A 19,375-nucleotide genomic window follows, 5' to 3' on the forward strand; every position below is an offset into this window, starting at 1 on the left:
GTTTCGTCGCTAGGCTCGCATCATGTCGACCGAGCACGCATCCATCACCTCGTTCCGAGGCGAGCTCACCCGGCGCGGCGGGACGGGTGACGTGGTCATCCTGCCCGACAGCGCCCACACTGCCGCACTTGCCGCGGCCGCGCTGGGGTGCGAGGTCGGAGCGATCGCCAACAGCCTGCTCTTCGACGCCGCCGGCGAGCCGGTCCTGATCCTCACCTCCGGCGCCCATCGTGTCGACACGTCTGCCGTGGCCGCGCGCATCGGCGTCGGCCGGCTCGCCCGGGCCGACCCCGCGTTCGTACGACGCCACACCGGGCAGGTGATCGGCGGCGTCTCCCCGATCGACCACCCGGCGCCGGTCCGCACCTGGATCGACCCGTGGTTGCGGCAGCACCCGGTCGTGTGGGCGGCCGCCGGCCACCCGGCGGCGGTCTTCTCCACGACGTACGACGAGCTGGTGGGCATGACGGGCGCCGTCGAGGTCGACGTCGAGAGCCCCGCGGACGACGGTGCGTGAGTCGTGGACGCACTGGCACTGACCTTCTCCACCGGCTGGGCGAGCGGCATCAACGCCTACCTCGTGGTCCTCGTCCTCGGCATCTCCGACCGGGTGGGCTCGGTCGCCGAGATCCCTGACGTGCTGGGGCGCTGGGACGTGCTGACGGTCGCGGCGTTCATGTTCTCGATGGAGTTCGTCGCCGACAAGATCCCCTACATCGACTCGACCTGGGACGCGATCTCGACCGCCGTCCGTCCGACGGCGGGCGCAGTGATCGGCATCCTCCTCGCCGGCGACGCGACCACCCTCGAGCAGGCCGTCCTCGCCGTGGTGGGCGGCGGCACCGCCTTCCTGAGCCACCTGGTCAAGGCCGGCGGCCGGCTGGCGATCAACTCCTCCCCCGAGCCCGTCACCAACGTGGTGGCCAGCGTGACCGAGGACGTCGCGGTGCTGGGCGTGGTGTGGTTCGCCATCGAGAACCCGCAGGCGGCCGCAGCGATCGCCGGCGTGCTGCTGCTCCTCGGCCTGGTCATGCTGTTCTTCGTCAGCCGCCTGGCCCGCCGCGGGTGGCGGCGGTGGAAGAAGAAGGACCCGGTCCACCAGGTCCCCTAGGGTTCCCCCGTGGCTCGTGTCGTGGTGGTCGGTGGCGGTTTCGGCGGCATGGCCGCGGCGGCGCGCCTCGCCAAGCTCGGCCACGACGTCACGCTGCTCGAGCGCTCGGCGACCCTCGGTGGCGCCCTGGGCACCGAGGAGCTCGACGGCTTCGCGTGGGACGCCGGCCCCACGAACACCCTCCTGCCGGCGGTCATCCGCGACCTCTTCCGCAAGTCCGGCCGCCCCCTGGAGCGCGAGGTCGACCTCCAGCCGCTCGACCTGGTGCGCGAGCACCGCTTCGAGGACGGCTCGGCCCTCCGGCTGCCCGGGGGCTCACGGGCTGCCCAGCTCGCGGCCGTCGACGACCTCGGGCCGGGCCTCGGCCGGCAGTGGGTCGACCACGTGGCGTCGTACGGCGACGTGTGGGAGCTGTTGCGCAAGGAGTGGTTCGAGCGGCCCTTCGACAAGGACGTCGCGCCGCGCGAGCTGACCGACCTGATCGGGCGGCGCGAGTCGCTGGAGAAGCGGCTCCGGCGGACGTTCCGCGACGAGCGGCTGCGACTGGTGGCCGGGCACCGGCTCGTCATGGACGGCCACGAGCTGCGCGACGTGCCCGTCTTCGCGGGTGTCGACGTCTACCTCGAGCAGCGGTTCGGGGCGTGGACCGTCCCCGGCGGCCTCGCGGCGCTCGGCACCGCGATGGCCGACAGGCTGGCGCTGCGTGGCGTCACCGTCCGCACGGCGACGGAGGCGCTCGACCTCGTGGTGCGCGACGGCCGGGTCACCGCAGTACGGACTCCCGACGATGAGGTGGACGCCGACCGGGTGGTGGTCGCGATCGACCCGCGCCGGCTGCCCGCACTGGCGTCGTACGTCCGGCGCACGATGCCGGCGATCCCGCCGGTCGTGTGCCACATCGGGCTCGAGGGCGACGTGCCCGACCTCCCCCACGAGGTGGTCCTGCACGGCGATCCGCTGCTCGTGGTGCGCACGGGTGGCCGCGCCCCCGACGGCGCCAGCGCCTGGACGGTGCTGGGGCGCGGCCGGCTGGCCGAGGACGTGCTCACCGCTCTTGCGCGCCACGGCCTCGACGTCCGCAGGCAGGTCGTCGCGCGGATCGACCGGTCACCGCGCGACCTCGTGGAGCGGTGGGGTGGCTCGCCGCACGGGATGCTGTGGCAGGGCCCGCGCACGGCCCGGACGCGACTGGGTCCGCGGACGCCGATCGACGGCGTGCTGGCCGCGGGTGCCCACGCGACGACCGGGTCCGGACTGCCCTTCGCCGGGCTCAGCGCGGCGCTGGTCGCCGAGGTCGTCGGCCGGGCCTGACCGCGGAGCGGATCAGAACACGAGCTCCCACACGACGGTGACCGACGTGGTGACCGTCGCCTCTCCGGGCTCGATCCCGCCGCCGGAGTCACGCATCATCGCCATCTTGGGCATCGGCCCCGGACCGCCCTGGCCGGCGCCGTCCTCGACGATCGTCTGCACGGCTCCCAGACCAGCACCCGCCATCCGCGCCAGCGCGGCAGCGCGCTCCTTCGCGTCCTGGAAGGCGGCCTCACGGGCGACGCCGCCGGCTCCGTGGTCCTCGGTGACCTCGAGTCCGACGCTGTCGATCGCCAGTCCGTCGCCCACCTCGCGCGCCAGCTCGGCGAGCATCGTGCCTGCCGCGGACAGGTCGGCGCAGCCGATGGCGTAGGCGTGGCGGGCCTCGTAGCCCTGCCGGGTACCGGTGTGGTCGTGCCACGGCCAGACGGTGATCCCGGTCGAGCCGATGCGCCGCTCCTCGGTGTGCCGCGCGGCGACCTCGACGAGGTCAGCGGCACTGGCGCTCACCGCCTCATAGGCCTCGGCGACACCCGCGCCACGCGCCACTGCAGCGAGGCGGACGACTGCGGTGTCCGGTGCGACCGAGCTGGTGCCGGTGCCGGTCACGGTGACGGTGTGCATGCGCCCCACCGTAGTGCGCCGCCGAGGAGGAGCCGTCAGACCGTGATGCGCAGGTTGGCGAAGATCTCGCGCGTCGCCCTGGACCGGTTGAGCGTGTAGAAGTGCAGTCCCGGCGCCCCGGCGTCCAGCAACGCCTCGCACAGCTCGGTCGCGATCGCGATGCCCTCGGCGCGCAGCCGCACGGCGTCGTCGGCGTACGGCGTGAGGCGGGCGGTGATCTCCTCGGGCAGCTCGCGGCGCGAGAACTCGACCATCCGCTGCATCGAGCGGAGGTTCAGGATCGGCATGATGCCCGGGATGATCGGGAAGTCCGCCCCGGCGGCGGTCGCCCGCTCGACCAGCGCGACGTAGTCGGACGCGCGCAGCACCATGTCGGTCACAGCGAACTCGGCGCCGGCATCGTACTTCGCCTTCAGCACGCGCGCGTCGGTCTCGAGGTCCGCGGCGTCGACGTGGCCCTCGGGGAAGGCCGCCACGCCGATGCGCATGTCGGTGCGCTCCCGGATCAGCGCCACCAGCTCGTTGGCGTAGGTGAGACCCCCCTCAGTCGGCGTCCAGGGCGAGCCGGGGCCGTCCGGCGGGTCGCCGCGCAGCGCCATCACGTTGTGCACCCCGGCGGCGTCGAGCTCGTCGAGGATCGCGGTGAGCTCGTCGGTGGTGTGCCCGACGCAGGTCAGGTGGGCCACCGGCAGCATCGTGGTGTCGCGGGCGATCCGCTCGGTGATCGCGACGGTGCGGTCGCGGGTCGTGCCGCCGGCTCCGTAGGTCACCGAGACGAAGGTCGGGCCGTAGGGCTCCAGCTCGGTGATGGCCTGCCAGAGCTGCTCCTCGCCGGCCTCGTCCTTCGGCGGGAAGAACTCGAAGGAGAAGGAGCGCTCACCTCGTGCGAGGAGCTCGCCCATGCTCAGGTCGCGTCCGTGCGTCATGCGCAACAGCCTACGGAGGTGCACGATGCGTCCGGCCCGGAGTCCACGGATCAGTCGTCCGTGGCTAGGCTCGCCGACGTGACGACCTGGGACCCCGCTGCCTTCCGCGACCAGGTCCAGCAGGTGCTGGATGCGTTCCTCGACGAGCGCGCGGCGGAGCTGGCCCCGCTCGGTCCCGACGCCACCCGACTGATCGGTGAGGCCCGTACGGCGGTGACCGGCGGCAAGCGGTTCCGCGCGGCCTTCTGCCACTGGGGCTACCGCGCGATCCGCCCCGAGGTCGCCGATCCCGCCGCGCTCGCCCGCGCCTGCGCCTCGCTCGAGGTGCTGCACGCCAGCGCGCTGGTCCACGACGACTTCATGGACGCCTCCGACACCCGCCGCGGCCGGCCCGCGACGCATCGCGCCTTCGAGGCCGAGCACCGCGCGGCCGGCTGGCGGGGCGACCCCGTGCAGTACGGCGCCGCCGCCGCGATCCTGCTCGGCGACCTCCTGCTCGGCTGGTCGGGTGACCTGCTGCGGCACTGCGGCCTGGGCGCGGAGGGCATCCTCGCCGGGCTCGACCTCTTCGAGCTGTGTCGCAACGAGGTCATCGCGGGGCAGTTCCTCGACGTGTCCGTGCAGGCCCGCGGCCGGGCCGACGTCGACACCGCGATGACCGTGCTGCGCTACAAGTCGGCCAAGTACTCCATCGAGCGGCCGCTCCACATCGGTGCCGCACTGGCAGGCGCGTCGGCGGCCCAGATCGAGCAGCTGACCCGCTTCGGCCTGCCGCTCGGTGAGGCGTTCCAGCTCCGCGACGACCTGCTCGGCGTCTTCGGCGACCCCGAGCTGACCGGCAAGCCGGCCGGCGACGACCTGGTCGAGGGCAAGCGGACGGTCCTCGTCGCTCTCGCGCTCGACGGCGCTCCCCGCGCCGCGGCCCAGCGCCTCGACGACGCCCTCGGTACGCCGCTCAGCCCCGCCGACGTCGACGAGGTCCGCCAGATCATCGACGAGTCCGGGGCGCGCGCCCAGGTGGAGGCCGTCATCGGCCAGCTGGCCGACCGCGCCGTCGAGGCACTGCGGTCGGCCGACGTCGACGGGCGCGCGGTCGTCGTGCTCACCGAGCTGGCCGCAGCAGCGACGCAGCGGACGGTCTGACCTGCCTCAGGCGACGCCCGTGGGCTCTGCCATTTCGCCCACGCGCCGGGCGTCGGCTCCCTACGATCGGCACGTGGAGGAGGGGACACGTGGGCACGGCCGAGCAACGCTCGGCCTGGTGGTGCTCGTGGCGTGCCTCACGGTCGCCTGCGGGCCGCGGTCCGCACCGGAGGACGCTGCGCCGAGCCCCGTGACCACGTCCGAGCCGGTGGCCGACCCGGACGCCGTGCAGGAGGCCGAGGCCACCCTCCGGGCGTTCTTCGCCGTGAAGGGGCGGGCCGAGGACCCCCTCAGCGTCCGGATCGACGAGCAGTCCGTCCACCTCACCGCTCGCGACGTGCACCCGAGCGCGGCGTACGAAGCCGGCATGCAGGATCGTCCGTCCGGCATCACGGACTCGACCGTCTCGGTCGATCTCTCGAGCCCGCGATGGACCGGAGACACGATCCGGATCGACTTCGACTTCCACAGCACCGGCGTGAGCTACCCGATGATCGGCGACCGCCTGCAGCGCGACGCGGGAGTCCCGGCGAAGTCCCACTGGGCCGGCACCGCGACGCTCGAGAACCAGGATGGCGCGTGGTTGATCGACGACCTGACGGCGGACTCCTTCGGCAGCGCGGTCGGGTGACCGGGCAGACCGGTGGGTCGGCGGTCAGTCGAGACTGGTGATCCCCGGCACGTCCGGCCCGTCGCCCCTCAGCAGCACCGAGAACGGCACGCCCCTCTCGGCGTGCACCCGCGAGCCGAGCACGCTGAGCGCGATGCCGAAGGCCTTCTCGTCGGTCCGGGCCAACGTGCTCCAGCCGTCCCACAGCAGGACGACCCCGTCGACGCCGCGACCGATGTCGTGGAGGCAGTCGGCGAGCGCGTCGAAGTTCTGGCCGTAGTAGTCGGGGAAGTCCAGCGCCTCCCCCACGGCTGCGAGGAAGGCGGACTTGGTGCCTGCGCCGGTCCAGCCGTCGACGTGGGCGAAGCCCCAGCCGGCGTGCTCGACGGTGTGGCGTACGTCGGTGACGTCGAACGCCGCGTGCCACAGATGGATGCCGGGCACCTCGTGACCGGCCAGCACGGCTGCCAGTCCACTCACGAGGTCCGCTCGATCCGGGCGAAGGAGCTGTAGTGGTCGCCCGTGTAGTAGAGCTCCCCGTCATCGCCGGCCACGATGCGGCGCGCGCCGCGGTCGTCGGAGCCGGGCGTGGGCACGGTGTACTCCCGGTAGTAGCCCACCGGCTGGTCGGGCAGGAGCTCCTCGTCGTTGCGGAAGGTGACTCCGTCCCGGTCCTCGGGGAACGGCCCGCCGTCGTCGATCAGCTCGAGCGTTAGAGCGGCCTCGGGCGGCAGGTCCGTGAGCCGGACGACCGGCAGCCCGCTGTCGGGGTCCGCGGCCGCCGGAGGTGTCGACGGGAAGGTGGTCGGCTGGTCGCCGGAGGGGGTGTACGGCGGCGGGGACGACGACGGGTCGGACGACGTCGCCGTCGCACCGCCGCTGGTGTCGGCACCGTCCTGGTCGGCCGGGACGAACATCCAGACCAGCAGGATCACCGCGGAGGCCAGCAGCACCAGCAGCCGGTAGCGCTGGCGCCCCGCGGTCGCGGCCATCAGTACTCCAGCACCTGCGCGCGCCGCTTGACCTCGCTGCCGCGGTTCTCGCGCAGGGCGTCGATGGGCCGACCGGGCAGGTTGTCGTCGGTGAAGAGCCACGCGATGATCTCGCGGTCGTCGAAGCGGTGGTCGTGCAGCAGGGTCAGCAGGCCGGGCAGGCCCTTGACGACCAGGCCGTCCTGGATGAAGTCGGCAGGCACGCGGGGGCCGGTGCCGGGCGCAGAGACGGCGGCGGCCAGCTCGTGCTCCTTGATCATCGTGCGGACCTTGCCGGGCGTCACCCCGAGCAGCACGGAGACCTGCTTCCAGTCGAGCCACTCCGGGACGAGGGCGGCCAGGTCACGATCAGCCAGGGGTACGTCACTCATGCGCTCACTCATGCCCGCAGCCTAGGTGAGCAGCCGCCGACAGCGTGAGTCGTACGAGCCGGGGCGGGCGCCGACTGAGTTGTCGCCGCGGCACGTGATCCGTAGCGTGTCCGGGATGCACCCCCTGCGATCTGCACTCGCCGCTGCCCTGGTGGGCCTGCTGGCACTCACGCTCTCGCCCGCCGTGTCCCCCGCGACGGCCGACCACGTCAAGGGCGCGCCTGGCCCGATCCACGCCGGCAACACGTTCGGCTGGTACCAGCACGGCGTGTTCCGACAGGAGTTCATCGGCCCCAAGCCGGCCTTCTGGAAGAAGAAGGGTCGCGGGATCGTCCGCACCCAGAACGGGATGCTCACGCTGATGACCACCCAGCGCGGCAGCGTCTCGGCCACCCTCGACCTGAAGGGCCACACCTACGGCCGCTGGGAGATCCGGATGCGGGCGCGCACCCTGGGCAAGGTCAAGGGCGGCAAGCCCTTCAAGGTCGTCACCGAGCTCGTCCCCGCCGGGACGCGCGACCAGCACTGCGGTGGCCGCGACATCGGACTCGAGAACTTCACGCTCGGCAGCAACACGGTGAAGTCCTACGTCCACACCTTGCCCAACAGCTCCTACCGCGGCTTCAAGGGCCGCCACCTCCGCAACGACCGGTGGCACACCTACGCCGTCGAGGTCGCCGAGGACCACATCTCGTGGTTCGTCGACGCCCACGTCGTCCACACCGAGCGTCGCGAGGCCGCTCTCGACCCGGTCCCCCGCCAGCTGAAGTTCGAGCTGCGCGCCCAGGACGGGAAGCTGATGCACCCGGCCCGGATGCAGATGGACTGGATGCGCTACTGGTCGATGAAGGCGCGCAACGAGCGCTCCATCAAGGCTCCTCAGTTCGAGCTGAGCACGTTCAACGGGGCCTGCTGACCGCAGCCCACCACCGCGCCGAGCCACGAGGCGCCGGCCGGGTCGCGCGACACGCCCGACCCGGCCGTCGCCTCGCGTCGTCCCACCCCGGTCGCTAACGTCGACTGCTCGTTCGCGCGCTTCCCTCCCGCGGCCTCGTGCCCCGGGCGCAGCGGACGAGGACGAGGAGCAACCCCCGTGCCCCGAGCAACGCACTCCCGAGCCCGCACCTGCGTCCGCGCACTCGCGTCCGTGGTCTGTGCCCTGGCCGTCGTGCTTGCCGTGACGCCGGCCCACGCCGACCACGAGCGACTGCCGGCCGGCCGCACGGGGGTGTCGTACGTCGTCGAGCCGGGCGACACCGCCTCGAGCCTGGCCGTGCGCTTCCACGCGTGGACGGCCGAGCTGATCGCGCACAACCACCTCGGCGCCGGAGGCACCCTGCGCGTCGGCCAGCGGATCGTGATCCCGGTCGTGAGGAAGGGCGGCGCGAACGACGGCGACGAGGGCGGTCGCAGCGGCCCGTCGATGTGGCAGCACCCCGACCGCGACCGCGAGAAGGTGCGGCGCGTGATCGCCGGCGCGGCGCGGCGCCACGACGTCGACCCGCAGCTCGCCCTCGCCATCTCCTGGCAGGAATCGGGGTGGCAGATGGGCGTGGTCTCGAGCGCGGATGCGATCGGCGCGATGCAGGTGCTGCCGTCGACAGCGCGCTGGATGGAGCAGTACGCCGGTCGCTCGCTCGACCTGCGCAAGCTCGGTGACAACGCGCAGGCCGGCGTGCTGCTGCTGCGGGTGCTGTCGCAGCAGACGCACCGTCGTCCGCACAAGATCGGCGCCTACTACCAGGGCCTCGGAGCGGTGCAGCGCCACGGGCTCTACGAGGAGACCCGGACCTACGTCGACAACGTCGAGGCGATCAAGCGCCGCCTCGAAGACGGCCGCTCGCCGTCCTGACCCCGACCCCGACCCGTCCTGACCCCGACGCTGACCCCGACGGTGGCCCGCTCCGACGCGTCGTGGGGCGCGTGACGCCACGCCGGAGCCCGCACATGAGCGTGGGCGCGGGTGGGACTTCCGTAGAGTGGTGGCGCCGGATCCTTCCCCGTCACCACTCCGATCCGGCTGGAGGTCGAGCAGTGGAGTCACCCGAGCACGCCCGCGCAGCAGCGCCCGGCGCTGCTGGCGACCCCATGATCGGGCGTCTGCTGGACCGGCGCTACCGCATCGGCGCCCGGGTGGCGCGCGGTGGCATGGCCAGTGTCTACGAGGCCACCGACACCCGGCTCGACCGCACCGTCGCGGTCAAGGTGATGCACCCCGGCCTCGGCGACGACAACGAGTTCGCGGAGCGGTTCGTCCGCGAGGCCCGTGCCGCTGCCCGGCTCAACCACCCGCACGTCGTCGGCGTCTACGACCAGGGTGACGACACCTCGGACGGCCAGGACACCGTCTTCCTCGTCATGGAGTACGTCCCGGGGCACACGCTGCGCGACGTGATCCGCAAGGAGGCGCCGATGCCGCCGAGCCGGGCGCTGGCCCTGCTCGAGCCGGTCGTCTCGGCCCTCGCGGCCGCGCACCGCGCCGGCCTGATCCACCGGGACGTGAAGCCCGAGAACGTGCTGATCGCCGACGAGGCCCACGGCGGCCGGATCAAGGTCGCCGACTTCGGGCTGGCCAAGGCGGTCAGTGCCGACACCCAGCACACCGCGACCGGCGGGGTGCTGATCGGCACCGTGTCCTACCTCGCGCCCGAGCTGGTCATCGACGGTCGCGCCGACGCGCGCGCCGACGTCTACGCGGCTGGCGTCGTGCTCTACGAGCTCCTCACCGGCAGCAAGCCCCACGAGGGCGAGTCGCCCATCCAGGTCGCCTACCGCCACGTGCACCACGACGTACCGATGCCCTCGGCGGTCCGGCCCGACATCCCGGACTACGTCGACGCCCTCGTCGCGCGGGCCACCTCGCGGGACCGCGGCCAGCGCCCCGCCGACGCCACCGTCCTGCTGCACCACCTGCACCGTGTCGAGCAGGCGCTGCGCGAGGGACTCGACTCCGACCCGGAGCTCGCCGCCGACCTGCTCCCGCGCCGCGCACCGGCGTACGACGACGACACGGCGCAGCCCTCCGACACCACGCCCGAGCCGTTCGACGCGAGCGCGTTGGCACTGCTCACCGAGGTCGACCCGCGCGACTCGGGGCTGGTCGACGACGGCAGCCCGGACCGGACGACGGCACTCGAGCGCCACCCCGCGCCACCGACGGTCGCCACGGCAGTGGTCCCGAGGACCGCGGCACCGGCCACCGCCGCGATGCCGGTCGGCACGTCTCCCGCCACCTCGACAGGCCTCGCGCCCGGTCGTCCCGCCTCAGGTCGCGCACCCACCAAGGTCGCTCCTGTGGCCACCACGGCGCGACGTCGCTCCCTCAGGGGTCCGGTCGCGCTGCTGCTCGCGCTGCTCCTGGTGGGCGGCATCGCCCTCGGGGCGTGGTGGTTCGGCTGGGAGCGCTACACGACCACCCCGGGCGTGCTGGGGATGGACGAGGCGGCCGCGGCCTCCGAGCTGGAGGACGCGGGGCTCGAGGCCGAGGCGGGTGAGCCGGCCTACTCCGAGAACGTCGAGGCCGGACTGGTCATCGCGACCGATCCCGGTCCCGGCGGCAAGGTGCTGGACGGCGGCACCGTCACCCTCACGCTCTCCCTCGGCCTCGAGCGCTACGACGTACCTGCCCTGGAGGGCCAGACCGAGGACCAGGCCCAGGACGCGCTGGCTGCCACCAACCTCGCCTTCGGAGCGAGCACCGGACGCTGGAGCGAGACCGTCCCCGAGGGCCAGGTGATCCGCACCTCCCCCAAGGCCGGCACCACCCTCAAGCCCGGCGCCAGTGTCGACCTGGTGCTCAGCCGCGGCCGCAAGCCCCTCACGATCAAGGACTGGACCGGCAAGTCCTTCGACGATGCCCAGTCCGCGCTGGAGGGCCGCCGGCTCGAGGTGAGCGTCGCCGGCGAGGAGTACAGCGACACCGTCGCCGAGGGTGACGTCATCTCCCAGGACCCGACCACCGGCACCCTCTTCCGCGGCGACACCGTCTCGTTCGTGGTCTCCCTGGGACCCGAGCTCGTCGAGGTGCCGCGGGTGCGGGCGATGGGCGTGGACGCCGCGACCGAGCTGCTCGAGGGACTCGGCTTCACCGTCGAGACCGAGGAGGCGGACGGCTACCTCGGCCTCGGCTTCGTCTTCAGCTCCGACCCCGGCCAGGGCGAGGAAGTACCCAAGGGATCGACGATCACGCTGTTCCTGATCTGAGGTCCTAGCCTCTCTGCGTGAGTCCCGAGCACACCCGGCGTACGACCCTGTTGGCGAGCCTCGCGCTCCTCGGTCTCGCGGCCTGCTGGGGCTCGACGTTCTTCCTGATCAAGGACCTGCTCGACCGGGTGCCGACGCTCGACTTCCTGGCGCTGAGATTCACCATCGCCTCGCTCGCGCTGCTGATCGTCGCACCCAGGGCGCTGGGTCGGCTGTCCCCCGTGGTGCGCAAGCACGCCGTGGTCCTCGGGGCGCTCTACGGCGTGGCCCAGATCCTGCAGACCGCCGGCCTGGCCCACACGCCGGCGAGCATCAGCGGCTTCGTGACGGGTCTGTACGTCGTGTTCACGCCGCTGCTGGCGGCCGCCATCCTGCACACGCGGATCCCGCCGATCACCTGGGTCGCCGTCCTGCTGGCCACCGTCGGGCTGGCGGTGCTCGCGCTCAACGGGCTCAGCATCGGCTACGGCGAGCTCATCACCCTGGCCTCGGCGGTGCTCTACGCCCTGCACATCGTCGGCCTCGGCGCCTGGTCGACGGCACAGGACGCGGTCGGCATGACGATCCTCCAGGTCATGGTCATCGCCGTGATCTGCACCCTCGCGACCGCGCACGACGGGATCGTGCTCCCCGACCGCACGGGCGACTGGTTGTCGGTGCTCTACATGGCCGTCGTCGTCGGTGCGCTCGGCCTGCTCGGACAGACGTGGGCGCAGGCGCACCTGCCGCCCACCCGCAGCGCGATCATCATGAGCATGGAGCCGGTGTTCGCGTCGTTCTTCGCGGTCTGGCTGGGCGGTGAGGACGTGACGACGCGCCTGCTGCTGGGTGGCGCGATGGTGCTCGTCGCGATGCTGACGGTCGAGCTCGCGCCGCGCCGCGTGGTCGAGGGCGAGGTCCCGCACATCGCCGTCTGATCGCGAGACGGTGCGACGGTGTGGGTGCGTCCCCTTATCGTGGGCGCGTGGACAGGTGCGTACGGTGCGGCGCTGAGCTCGGGGTGGGCAGGTTCTGCCTCAACTGCGGGCACCGCATCGGCGAGCCCGTCCCCGCCGCCGCAGAGGTGACGGCTCCGCCCACCGCGGACCCCTCGGGCCGCCCAGCGGCCGCTCCGACCACGCCTGAGCCGCAGGGCCCTGAGCCGCAGGGCCTCCCCGTGCAGGCCGCCGACCCCACCCCGGTCCCTCCGGTGACTCCCGTCGATCCGGTGCGCGAGGCGCCGGCGGCGCCGACCCGCCCCGTCCCACCGCCCCGTCCCCAGTCCCAGTGGGACCCCCGCGAGGACCTGCTCCCCTACGAGGAGGTCGACGACCTCGAGCGCGACTCCCCGCTCCCCGGACGGGCATGGATCGCGTGGGTGCTCGGCGCCGTGCTCCTGGTCGGGCTGGTCGTCGTGCTGCTGCGCGCCTTCGGCACCGACGGCGAGGAGACCGCCACCGACCCGGCCGTGAGCGAGACCTCCGCACCCGCACCTGCGCCCGACCAGGGATCGGAGAGCCCCGTCGCCGACTCCGACGAGGAGACGGGGTCGGAGCCTGCGGAGGGTCCGACGGGAGTCGGCAAGCGCTTCGAGATGGCGCCCGGCGGCACCTTCGACGTGCCCGACACAGCGCCGCCCACCACCGACTTCGACGGCAACCTCGTGGCCTACGAGGCGAGCCAGATGAACGACGGCAACCTGAGCACCGCGTGGCGCACGGCCGGCGACGCCACCGGGCAGACCGTCACCCTCACCCTGGCCGAGCCCGGCGTCGTCCAGCGCGTGGGCCTGGTCAACGGCTACAGCAAGCTGGTCGCCGGCGTGGACTGGTATCCCAACAACCGTCGGATCGTGGGCGTCACCTGGGTGTTCGAGGACGGCAGCTCGCTCGAGCAGACCTTCGCCGAGCGGCCCGGGCTGCAGATGATCAAGGTGCCGCCCGTGCTCACCAGCACCATCGGCATCCAGCTCACCGCGGTGACACCGCCGGGCAGCGGCAACCTCGGACGCGACTACACCGCGATCAGCGAGGTCTCGGTCATCGGGCGCAGGGCCGGCTGAGCCAGACCCAGCAGACGACGATGCCGCGCACGCTCATCACCCCCATCGCCGACGAGGAGACCCGTCGGCTCGCGGTCGAGGTGTGGGCCGCCGCACGGTCGGCCTCGGGTCCGCGGCCGCAGCCCGCCCGCGCGCAGCGGGTGGCGGAGAAGATGGCCACGCGCACGGCGGGCGGGGATGTTGCTCTGCTCGCTCACTACGGCGAGCGGCCGGCGGGGATGCTGGTGGCCGAGCCGTTCGTGGGCGACGACGGGCCGGACGACTCGTGCGGCCACCTCTCGATGGTCTTCGTCGACCCGGCGCTCTGGGGCTGCGGGGTCGCCGGCGCGCTGCTGCGCTCCCTCCAGCGCGGCGACCACGGCCCCGGCTGGACCCGGCTGTCGGTCTGGACGCGCGAGACCAACCGCCGGGCCCGGCGCCTCTATGCGGCGCGGGGCTTCACCGACACCGGCGAGCGCGCGGCCCTCCACGAGGGCGAGGTCATCTGCCGCTGGGAGTGGCGCGCCGAGGAGTGAAGGTCAGCCCAGCCGTGCCAGCACGGCCGCCGCGCGGTCGGCGTCGGCGCGGGTGACGTCGAGGTGGGTGACCAGGCGTACGGCTCGGGGACCCACCGCGGCGATCCGGACACCCTGGTCGGCGGCCGCGGCGACGAAGGCTGCGGCGTCCGGGCGGTCGACGACCACGATGTTGGTGTCCACGCCGGCCGGGTCGAGGCCCAGCGCCTCGCCGAGGAGCCGCGCGTGGGCGTGGTCGTCGGCCAGCCGCTCGACGTGGTGGTCGAGGGCGTACGCCCCGGCTGCGGCCAGGACGCCCACCTGCCGCATCCCGCCGCCCATCCGCTTGCGGCGCACCCGCGCGAGGTCGATCGCATCCGCGGAGCCGACCATCAGGGAGCCGATCGGCGCGCCGAGCCCCTTGGAGAGACAGACCGCCAGCACGTCGGCGATGCGGCCGTAGTCGGCCAGCGGCGTGCCCGTGGCGACGTGGGCGTTCCACAGCCGGGCGCCGTCGAGGTGGATCCGCGTGCCCGTCGTGTCGGCCCAGGCGCGCAGGTCGCGCAGGTCGTCCAGGGGCAGCACCGCCCCGCCGGCGAAGTTGTGGGTGTTCTCGACCGACACCGCCGCGGTCCGGACGAAGAACGGCCCCATGTCCGGGGCGTGGAGGTGCTCGATGGCCGGCAGGTCGACCTGGCCGCGCTCGCCCGTCCACGTACGCATCGTGATCCCGCTGATCGCCCCGTGGGCACCGAGCTCGGCGCGCGCGATGTGGGCCGACGACTCGCAGAGAACCTCCTCGCCGGGCGCGACGAGGGACGCGACGGCGAGCACGTTGGCCATCGAGCCCGTGGGCGTGAACAGCGCGGCCTCGTGGCCGAACAGGTCCGCCACCCGCTCCTGGAGCGCGGTGACGGTCGGGTCCTCGCCGTAGACGTCGTCGCCGACCTCGGCGCGGGCCATCGCCTCGCGCATCGCGTCGGTCGGCCGGGTCAGGGTGTCGGAGCGGAGGTCGATCACGGGGGCGAACCTACCCGGGCCGCGCGTCACCGTCGCCGCGCCCCGCCCCCAAGTCGCCAACTCACGAGTTGGCCGGCCAACCGGTCAGTTGGCGAGACGGGTAGGGCCGGGCGCGCCTGAACGACCCCCCATTCGCCAACCCACGAGTTGGCGGGTCGGGTGGGTCGAGGAGGCGTGGAAGGTCCCCCATTCGCCAACTCACGAGTTGGCCGGCCAACCGGTCAGTTGGCGAGAAGGGCGGACCTCAGGCCTTGCGCAGCATCTCCGCGACGAGGAACGACAGCTCCAGGGACTGGACCCGGTTGAGGCGGGGGTCGCAGACCGACTCGTAGCGGTTGGCCAGGCCGGCCTCGTTGATCTCCTCGCCGCCGCCGATGCACTCCGTCACGTCGTCGCCGGTCAGCTCGACGTGGACGCCGCCGGGCCAGGTGCCGAGGCTGCGGTGGACGTCGAAGAAGCCCTGCACCTCCTCGATCACGTCGTCGAAGCGGCGGGTCTTGTAGCCCGAGGACGCCTCGAAGGTGTTGCCGTGCATGGGGTCGCAGACCCAGGCGACCTGGAGGCCCTCTGCGGTGACCTTCTCGACCAGCGGCGGCAGGCCGTCGCGGATCTTGTCGGCGCCGAAGCGGGTGATGAACGTGAGCCGACCCGGGGTGTTGTCCGGGTTGAGGCGCGCGGCGTAGGCCAGCGCGTCGTCCGGGGTGGTCGTCGGGCCGAGCTTGATGCCGATCGGGTTCTTGATCCGCGAGAGCAGCTCCACGTGGGCGCCGTCGAGCTGACGGGTCCGCTCACCGATCCACACGAAGTGGGCCGAGACGTTGTAGGGCTCGTCGGTGCGCGAGTCGATGCGGGTCAGCGACTGCTCGTACTCCAGCAGCAGGGCCTCGTGGCTGGAGTGGAAGTCGACACGGTGGAACTCGTCGGGGTCGGCGCCGATCGCCTTCATGAAGGTGAGGGCGCGCTCGATCTCGTCGGCCACGGCCTCGTAGCGCTCGCCGAAGGGTGAGCTCTGCACGAAGTCGGTGTTCCAGGTGTGCACCTGGCGCAGGTCGGCGTAGCCGCCCGTGACGAACGCGCGGACCAGGTTGAGGGTGGCCGCGGAGGAGTTGTAGACGTCGACGAGGCGCTGCGGGTCGGGGATGCGCGACTCGGGCGTGAAGTCGTAGCCGTTGACGGCGTCGCCGCGGTAAGCCGGGAGGGTCACCCCGCCGCGGGTCTCCATGTCGGAGCTGCGCGGCTTGGCGTACTGCCCTGCGATCCGACCGAGCTTCACCACGGGCACCGAGGCGGCGTAGGTCAGGACGACCGCCATCTGCAGCAGCACGCGCAGCTTGTTGCGGACGTTGTCGGCGGTGACGCCGTCGAAGGTCTCGGCGCAGTCACCACCCTGGAGCAGGAACGCCTCACCGCGCGTGACGGCCGCGATCTTGGCCGTGAGGTCGTCGCACTCCCCCGCGAACACCAGCGGCGGCGACGTCTTGAGTCGGGACACGGCTGCGTCGACCGCACCCTGGTCGGGGTAGGTCGGCTGCTGCAGGGGCCCGAGCGCGTGCAGCTGCTCGAGGGTGGGGATCTGACTCACCCTCCAAGGGTACGGCGCGCGCCCCGCCCGGCCCGAACCCTGACCGCCCGCTGAACGGGCCGCGACCCGGATCGGTCAGGACCGCGGCGTGAGCACGCCGTCGGCCTCGTCCACCCGCAGCCCGCCGGACCGGGTCCGGCTGGCCACGAGGGTGCCGGTGACGATCGACGGGTCGGGATAGCTGATGTGACCCGGCGCACCCTGGCGCGAGGTGGTCCAGAGCCGGTCCTCGAAGCCGATCGTCCCGCTGAACTGGTGGTTCTCGAGGACGAGCTGGTCGGCGGTCGCCTGCCCGACGACGTACGACGCCTCGCCGCGGTAGAGCAGCGAGCCGTGCGACACCTCCAGGATCCCGTCGCGCTGGTGGACCGTCTGGTCGTGCACCTCGCCGCTGAGGTAGACGTCGACGCCTCCCTCGGCCATCACCTTCCAGAGCTCGGAGCGCGCCCCGCGCTCGTAGACCAGGTGGCTGGAGTTGCGGGTGCGGACGGCGCCGGTCATCGGGACGTGCCCCTGCACCATCACCCACGGCACCTCGTCGCGCCGCGCCTGCCGGAGCACCTGCCGGAGCCACCGCAGCTGGGCCGCGTCGACCGACATGTGCACGTCTCCCCCGCGGCGCTCGAAGACGTCGATGGTGACCAGCAGGACCCGGGGATCGAGGCGTACGGCATAGGCGGTGTGGCGCGCCTGTCCGCGGGGACGATCGGTGAAGCGCCGCGTGCCGTCGGTGCCGCGCAGCATCTGGTCGGCGTAGATCTTCTTGAACTGCGGCACGTGGCGGCGCTTGAAGTCGATCCACGCGTCCCCGCTCCTGCGCCACGGGTCGTCGCCGAGCTCGTGGTCGCCGAGCGCGGTGTACGTCGTGAGGCCGTGGTCGGCGAACCGCTCGCGCCAGGCCGGGTAGTAGACCTCGGCCGCCCGACGCCAGGCGCGCAACCGCTGCACCTCGGTCCTCACGGGCCCGAACACCCCGGTGCGGGAGTCGTCGCGCCCCCACCGGCCCTCGACGAGGTCGCCGGCCACGAGCACGTCGTCGGTGCCGTGGGAGGCCATCTCGCTCAGCACGTGGTCCAGCGCGGCGTCGTACTCCGCGTTGGTCGAGTTGGCGACCTGGCCGGTCGCGCGGTCGACGATCTCCTCGCGCCCACCGACGGTCAGGTCGGCGACGTCCTGGTTCAGGAAGTCGGGGCTGGAGATGAAGCGGTAGGCACGGGGCAGGTCGGGCGCCGCGGGCACGGACGTCCGGTCGCGTGGGCTGCGCTCGCTCGGCGTGGCTGACGGTGTCGACGAGAGCGTCGGAGCGGGCAGGTCACCCCCGGGCGTGGCGCTCGCGGACGGAGAGGGCGGAGTGACCGACGTACAACCCAGCACGGAGGCGATCAGCACAGCGAGGAGCGGCCCGAGAGGTCGTCGTGTCACGCCCCCACCGTAGTCGGCCGACCCTCGCTACTCGGAGAGGTGGTCGATGTCGCGGAAGCCGGTCTTCTTGGCCCGGATGCCGCGGTTGGTCAGCCAGGTGAGCAACCAGAGCACGAGCCCGGCAGCGAGCAGGAAGCCGGCGATGACGTACTGCTCCTGCTGCTCCTCGCTGCGTGCCCACGGGCCCGCGAGGAACGCACAGGTGATCGCCCCGACGTAGGGGAGCACGGTCGGCGCGGTGAAGTGCGGGTGCTTCTCGTCGGTCGGGCGCCGGCGGATGACGATCAGCGCGATGTTGACCACGGTGAAGACGCAGAGCAGGAGCAGGGCGGTCGTGCCGCCGAGGAGCGCCACCGACGAGGCCCCGTCCGCCGACGCGCTGGCCCGGACGACGTAGGTGATCAGGGCGAAGGAGATGGCGGTGGTGAAGAGGATCGACACCCACGGGGTACGACGCGACTTGTGCACCTTGCCGAGCACGCGCGGCAGGACGTCCTGGTTGGCCATGCCGTAGAGCAGTCGGCTCGCCATCAGCATGTTGATCAGGGCGGAGTTGGCGACGGCGAACATGCCGATGAACGGGAAGATCGTGTCGAAGGGGAAGTCCGGCGCTCCGGCGGCGACGACCTGGGTCAGCGCCTGTCCCTTGGCCGGGTCGGTCAGGTCGCCGACCGGCACGAGGGCGACGGCCGTGATCGAGACCAGGAGGTAGATGACGCCGGTGACGCCGAGGCCGGTGAGCATCATCTTGGGGAAGTCGCGGACGGGGTCCGTGCACTCCTCGGCCATGTTGACCGAGTCCTCGAAGCCGACCATCGCGAAGAAGGCCAGCGACGTGGCCGCGGTGATGGCGAAGAAGGTGCTCTTGTCGCTGGGGCTGTCGAAGACCACCACGCGGGAGAAGTCGGCGTTGCCCTGCGTGACGGCGAAGAGGCCGATGAAGATGATCATCAGCAGGCCGGAGAGCTCGACGAGGGTCAGCACGACGTTGGCCTTGACGCTCTCCCCCACCCCGCGGAAGTTGACCGCTGCGACCAGCGCCATGAAGGCGAGCGCCGTGATGAGGATGCCCGCCCCACCGACCTCGAAGCCGAGGTCGAAGCCGTCGTTGAGGAAGCCGGCGAAGGCGTTCGACGCCGTGGAGGCGGAGGTGATGCCCGAGCACATGACGGTGAACGCGACGAGGAACGTCACGAAGTGCACCCCGAAGGCCTTGTGCGTGTAGAGCGCCGCACCGGCGGCCTGGGGGTAGCGGGTGACGAGCTCGAGGTAGGAGAAGGCGGTGATCGTCGCCACCACGAAGGCCACGAGGAACGGGGCCCAGGCGGCGCCACCCACCTCGCCGGCGACCGAACCCGTGAGGGCGTAGACGCCCGTGCCGAGGATGTCTCCCACGATGAACAGCAGGAGCAGCTTGGGGCCGATGACCCGGTTGAGGTCGGGCTGCTCCCCGTTGACGTCCTTGGTCGCTTCTGTCGCGCTCATCGAGATCCCCTCGTCCGTCCGTGCGCCCGCACGGTGCAGC

The 19,375-nt window shown here is 72.4% G+C and carries 20 protein-coding genes; 11 read left to right on the forward strand and 9 right to left on the reverse strand.

Going from position 1 to position 19,375, the window contains the following annotated elements; all coding sequences use genetic code 11:
* Positions 1 to 22 precede the first annotated feature (22 nt).
* Genes BM127_RS05605 through BM127_RS05615 form a run of 3 tightly spaced genes read left to right on the forward strand, consistent with a single transcriptional unit; the run spans position 23 to position 2,422 of the window.
* Positions 23 to 517: a YbaK/EbsC family protein gene (locus BM127_RS05605; protein ID WP_091195746.1), complete on the forward strand. Its 495-nt coding sequence runs from the start codon at positions 23 to 25 to the stop codon at positions 515 to 517.
* A 3-nt stretch (positions 518 to 520) separates the two neighbouring features.
* The gene (locus BM127_RS05610) at positions 521 to 1,111 is read left to right on the forward strand and encodes a DUF4126 domain-containing protein (protein ID WP_091195749.1); all 591 of its coding nucleotides are present in this window, start codon (positions 521 to 523) and stop codon (positions 1,109 to 1,111) included.
* A 9-nt stretch (positions 1,112 to 1,120) separates the two neighbouring features.
* A complete protein-coding gene (locus BM127_RS05615) occupies positions 1,121 to 2,422 on the forward strand; it encodes a phytoene desaturase family protein (RefSeq protein ID WP_091195752.1) in 1,302 nt (433 codons plus the stop codon).
* A 12-nt stretch (positions 2,423 to 2,434) separates the two neighbouring features.
* Here BM127_RS05615 and BM127_RS05620 read toward each other — a convergent pair whose 3' ends face one another.
* Both BM127_RS05620 and metF read right to left on the reverse strand, forming a co-directional pair.
* Positions 2,435 to 3,046, reverse strand: a complete 612-nt coding sequence (locus BM127_RS05620; protein WP_091195755.1) for an SIMPL domain-containing protein — start codon at positions 3,044 to 3,046, stop codon at positions 2,435 to 2,437.
* 35 nt (positions 3,047 to 3,081) lie between these two features.
* Complete coding sequence (metF, locus tag BM127_RS05625) at positions 3,082 to 3,972, reverse strand: methylenetetrahydrofolate reductase [NAD(P)H] (protein WP_091195757.1); 891 nt, start codon at positions 3,970 to 3,972, stop codon at positions 3,082 to 3,084.
* A gap of 78 nt (positions 3,973 to 4,050) precedes the next feature.
* Between metF and BM127_RS05630 the strand changes: the two genes are divergently transcribed.
* Positions 4,051 to 5,115, forward strand: a complete 1,065-nt coding sequence (locus BM127_RS05630; RefSeq protein WP_091195759.1) for a polyprenyl synthetase family protein — start codon at positions 4,051 to 4,053, stop codon at positions 5,113 to 5,115.
* A gap of 73 nt (positions 5,116 to 5,188) precedes the next feature.
* On the forward strand, positions 5,189 to 5,746 hold the full coding sequence (locus tag BM127_RS05635) for a hypothetical protein (RefSeq protein WP_139227657.1): 558 nt from the start codon (positions 5,189 to 5,191) through the stop codon (positions 5,744 to 5,746).
* A gap of 24 nt (positions 5,747 to 5,770) precedes the next feature.
* On the opposite strand, the gene BM127_RS05640 is transcribed toward BM127_RS05635, so the two are convergent.
* Genes BM127_RS05640 through BM127_RS05650 form a run of 3 tightly spaced genes read right to left on the reverse strand, consistent with a single transcriptional unit; the run spans position 5,771 to position 7,100 of the window.
* Positions 5,771 to 6,205, reverse strand: a complete 435-nt coding sequence (locus tag BM127_RS05640; RefSeq protein ID WP_091195763.1) for a barstar family protein — start codon at positions 6,203 to 6,205, stop codon at positions 5,771 to 5,773.
* A complete protein-coding gene (locus BM127_RS05645; RefSeq protein ID WP_231263274.1) occupies positions 6,202 to 6,717 on the reverse strand; it encodes a guanyl-specific ribonuclease in 516 nt (171 codons plus the stop codon). Before BM127_RS05645 ends, BM127_RS05640 begins: the two co-directional genes overlap by 4 nt.
* Complete coding sequence (locus tag BM127_RS05650; RefSeq protein ID WP_231263275.1) at positions 6,717 to 7,100, reverse strand: Rv2175c family DNA-binding protein; 384 nt, start codon at positions 7,098 to 7,100, stop codon at positions 6,717 to 6,719. The genes BM127_RS05645 and BM127_RS05650 overlap by 1 nt, the downstream gene beginning before the upstream one ends.
* 103 nt (positions 7,101 to 7,203) lie before the next feature.
* On the opposite strand from BM127_RS05650, the gene BM127_RS05655 reads away from it, so the two are divergent.
* From BM127_RS05655 to BM127_RS05680, 6 genes are all read left to right on the forward strand, one after another.
* Complete coding sequence (locus tag BM127_RS05655) at positions 7,204 to 8,004, forward strand: glycoside hydrolase family 16 protein (protein ID WP_091195767.1); 801 nt, start codon at positions 7,204 to 7,206, stop codon at positions 8,002 to 8,004.
* A 177-nt stretch (positions 8,005 to 8,181) separates the two neighbouring features.
* Positions 8,182 to 8,940: a lytic transglycosylase domain-containing protein gene (locus BM127_RS05660; RefSeq protein ID WP_091195769.1), complete on the forward strand. Its 759-nt coding sequence runs from the start codon at positions 8,182 to 8,184 to the stop codon at positions 8,938 to 8,940.
* Positions 8,941 to 9,122: 182 nt separating this feature from the next.
* Positions 9,123 to 11,291 carry a Stk1 family PASTA domain-containing Ser/Thr kinase gene (pknB, locus tag BM127_RS05665; RefSeq protein WP_157829510.1) on the forward strand — a complete coding sequence of 723 codons (2,169 nt, stop codon included), beginning with the start codon at positions 9,123 to 9,125 and terminating at the stop codon, positions 11,289 to 11,291.
* A gap of 17 nt (positions 11,292 to 11,308) precedes the next feature.
* The gene (locus BM127_RS05670) at positions 11,309 to 12,208 is read left to right on the forward strand and encodes a DMT family transporter (RefSeq protein WP_091195775.1); all 900 of its coding nucleotides are present in this window, start codon (positions 11,309 to 11,311) and stop codon (positions 12,206 to 12,208) included.
* Between the two features lie 47 nt (positions 12,209 to 12,255).
* The gene (locus BM127_RS05675) at positions 12,256 to 13,332 is read left to right on the forward strand and encodes a zinc ribbon domain-containing protein (RefSeq protein WP_139227658.1); all 1,077 of its coding nucleotides are present in this window, start codon (positions 12,256 to 12,258) and stop codon (positions 13,330 to 13,332) included.
* Positions 13,333 to 13,352: 20 nt separating this feature from the next.
* On the forward strand, positions 13,353 to 13,847 hold the full coding sequence (locus tag BM127_RS05680) for a GNAT family N-acetyltransferase (protein ID WP_091195780.1): 495 nt from the start codon (positions 13,353 to 13,355) through the stop codon (positions 13,845 to 13,847).
* 3 nt (positions 13,848 to 13,850) lie between these two features.
* Here BM127_RS05680 and BM127_RS05685 read toward each other — a convergent pair whose 3' ends face one another.
* From BM127_RS05685 to BM127_RS05700, 4 genes are all read right to left on the reverse strand, one after another.
* Entirely contained in the window at positions 13,851 to 14,846 is a 996-nt protein-coding gene (locus tag BM127_RS05685) for a threonine aldolase family protein (RefSeq protein WP_091195783.1), read from the reverse strand.
* A gap of 244 nt (positions 14,847 to 15,090) precedes the next feature.
* Positions 15,091 to 16,428, reverse strand: coding sequence for a class II 3-deoxy-7-phosphoheptulonate synthase (locus tag BM127_RS05690; RefSeq protein ID WP_091195786.1), 1,338 nt, complete (start codon positions 16,426 to 16,428; stop codon positions 15,091 to 15,093).
* Positions 16,429 to 16,503: 75 nt separating this feature from the next.
* Entirely contained in the window at positions 16,504 to 17,850 is a 1,347-nt protein-coding gene (locus tag BM127_RS05695) for a metallophosphoesterase family protein (protein WP_139227659.1), read from the reverse strand.
* Between the two features lie 27 nt (positions 17,851 to 17,877).
* Positions 17,878 to 19,335, reverse strand: coding sequence for an APC family permease (locus tag BM127_RS05700; RefSeq protein WP_091196833.1), 1,458 nt, complete (start codon positions 19,333 to 19,335; stop codon positions 17,878 to 17,880).
* Between the last annotated feature and the right edge of the window lie 40 nt (positions 19,336 to 19,375).

The organism is Nocardioides alpinus, from assembly GCF_900112035.1.
Lineage (GTDB): Bacteria > Actinomycetota > Actinomycetes > Propionibacteriales > Nocardioidaceae > Nocardioides > Nocardioides alpinus.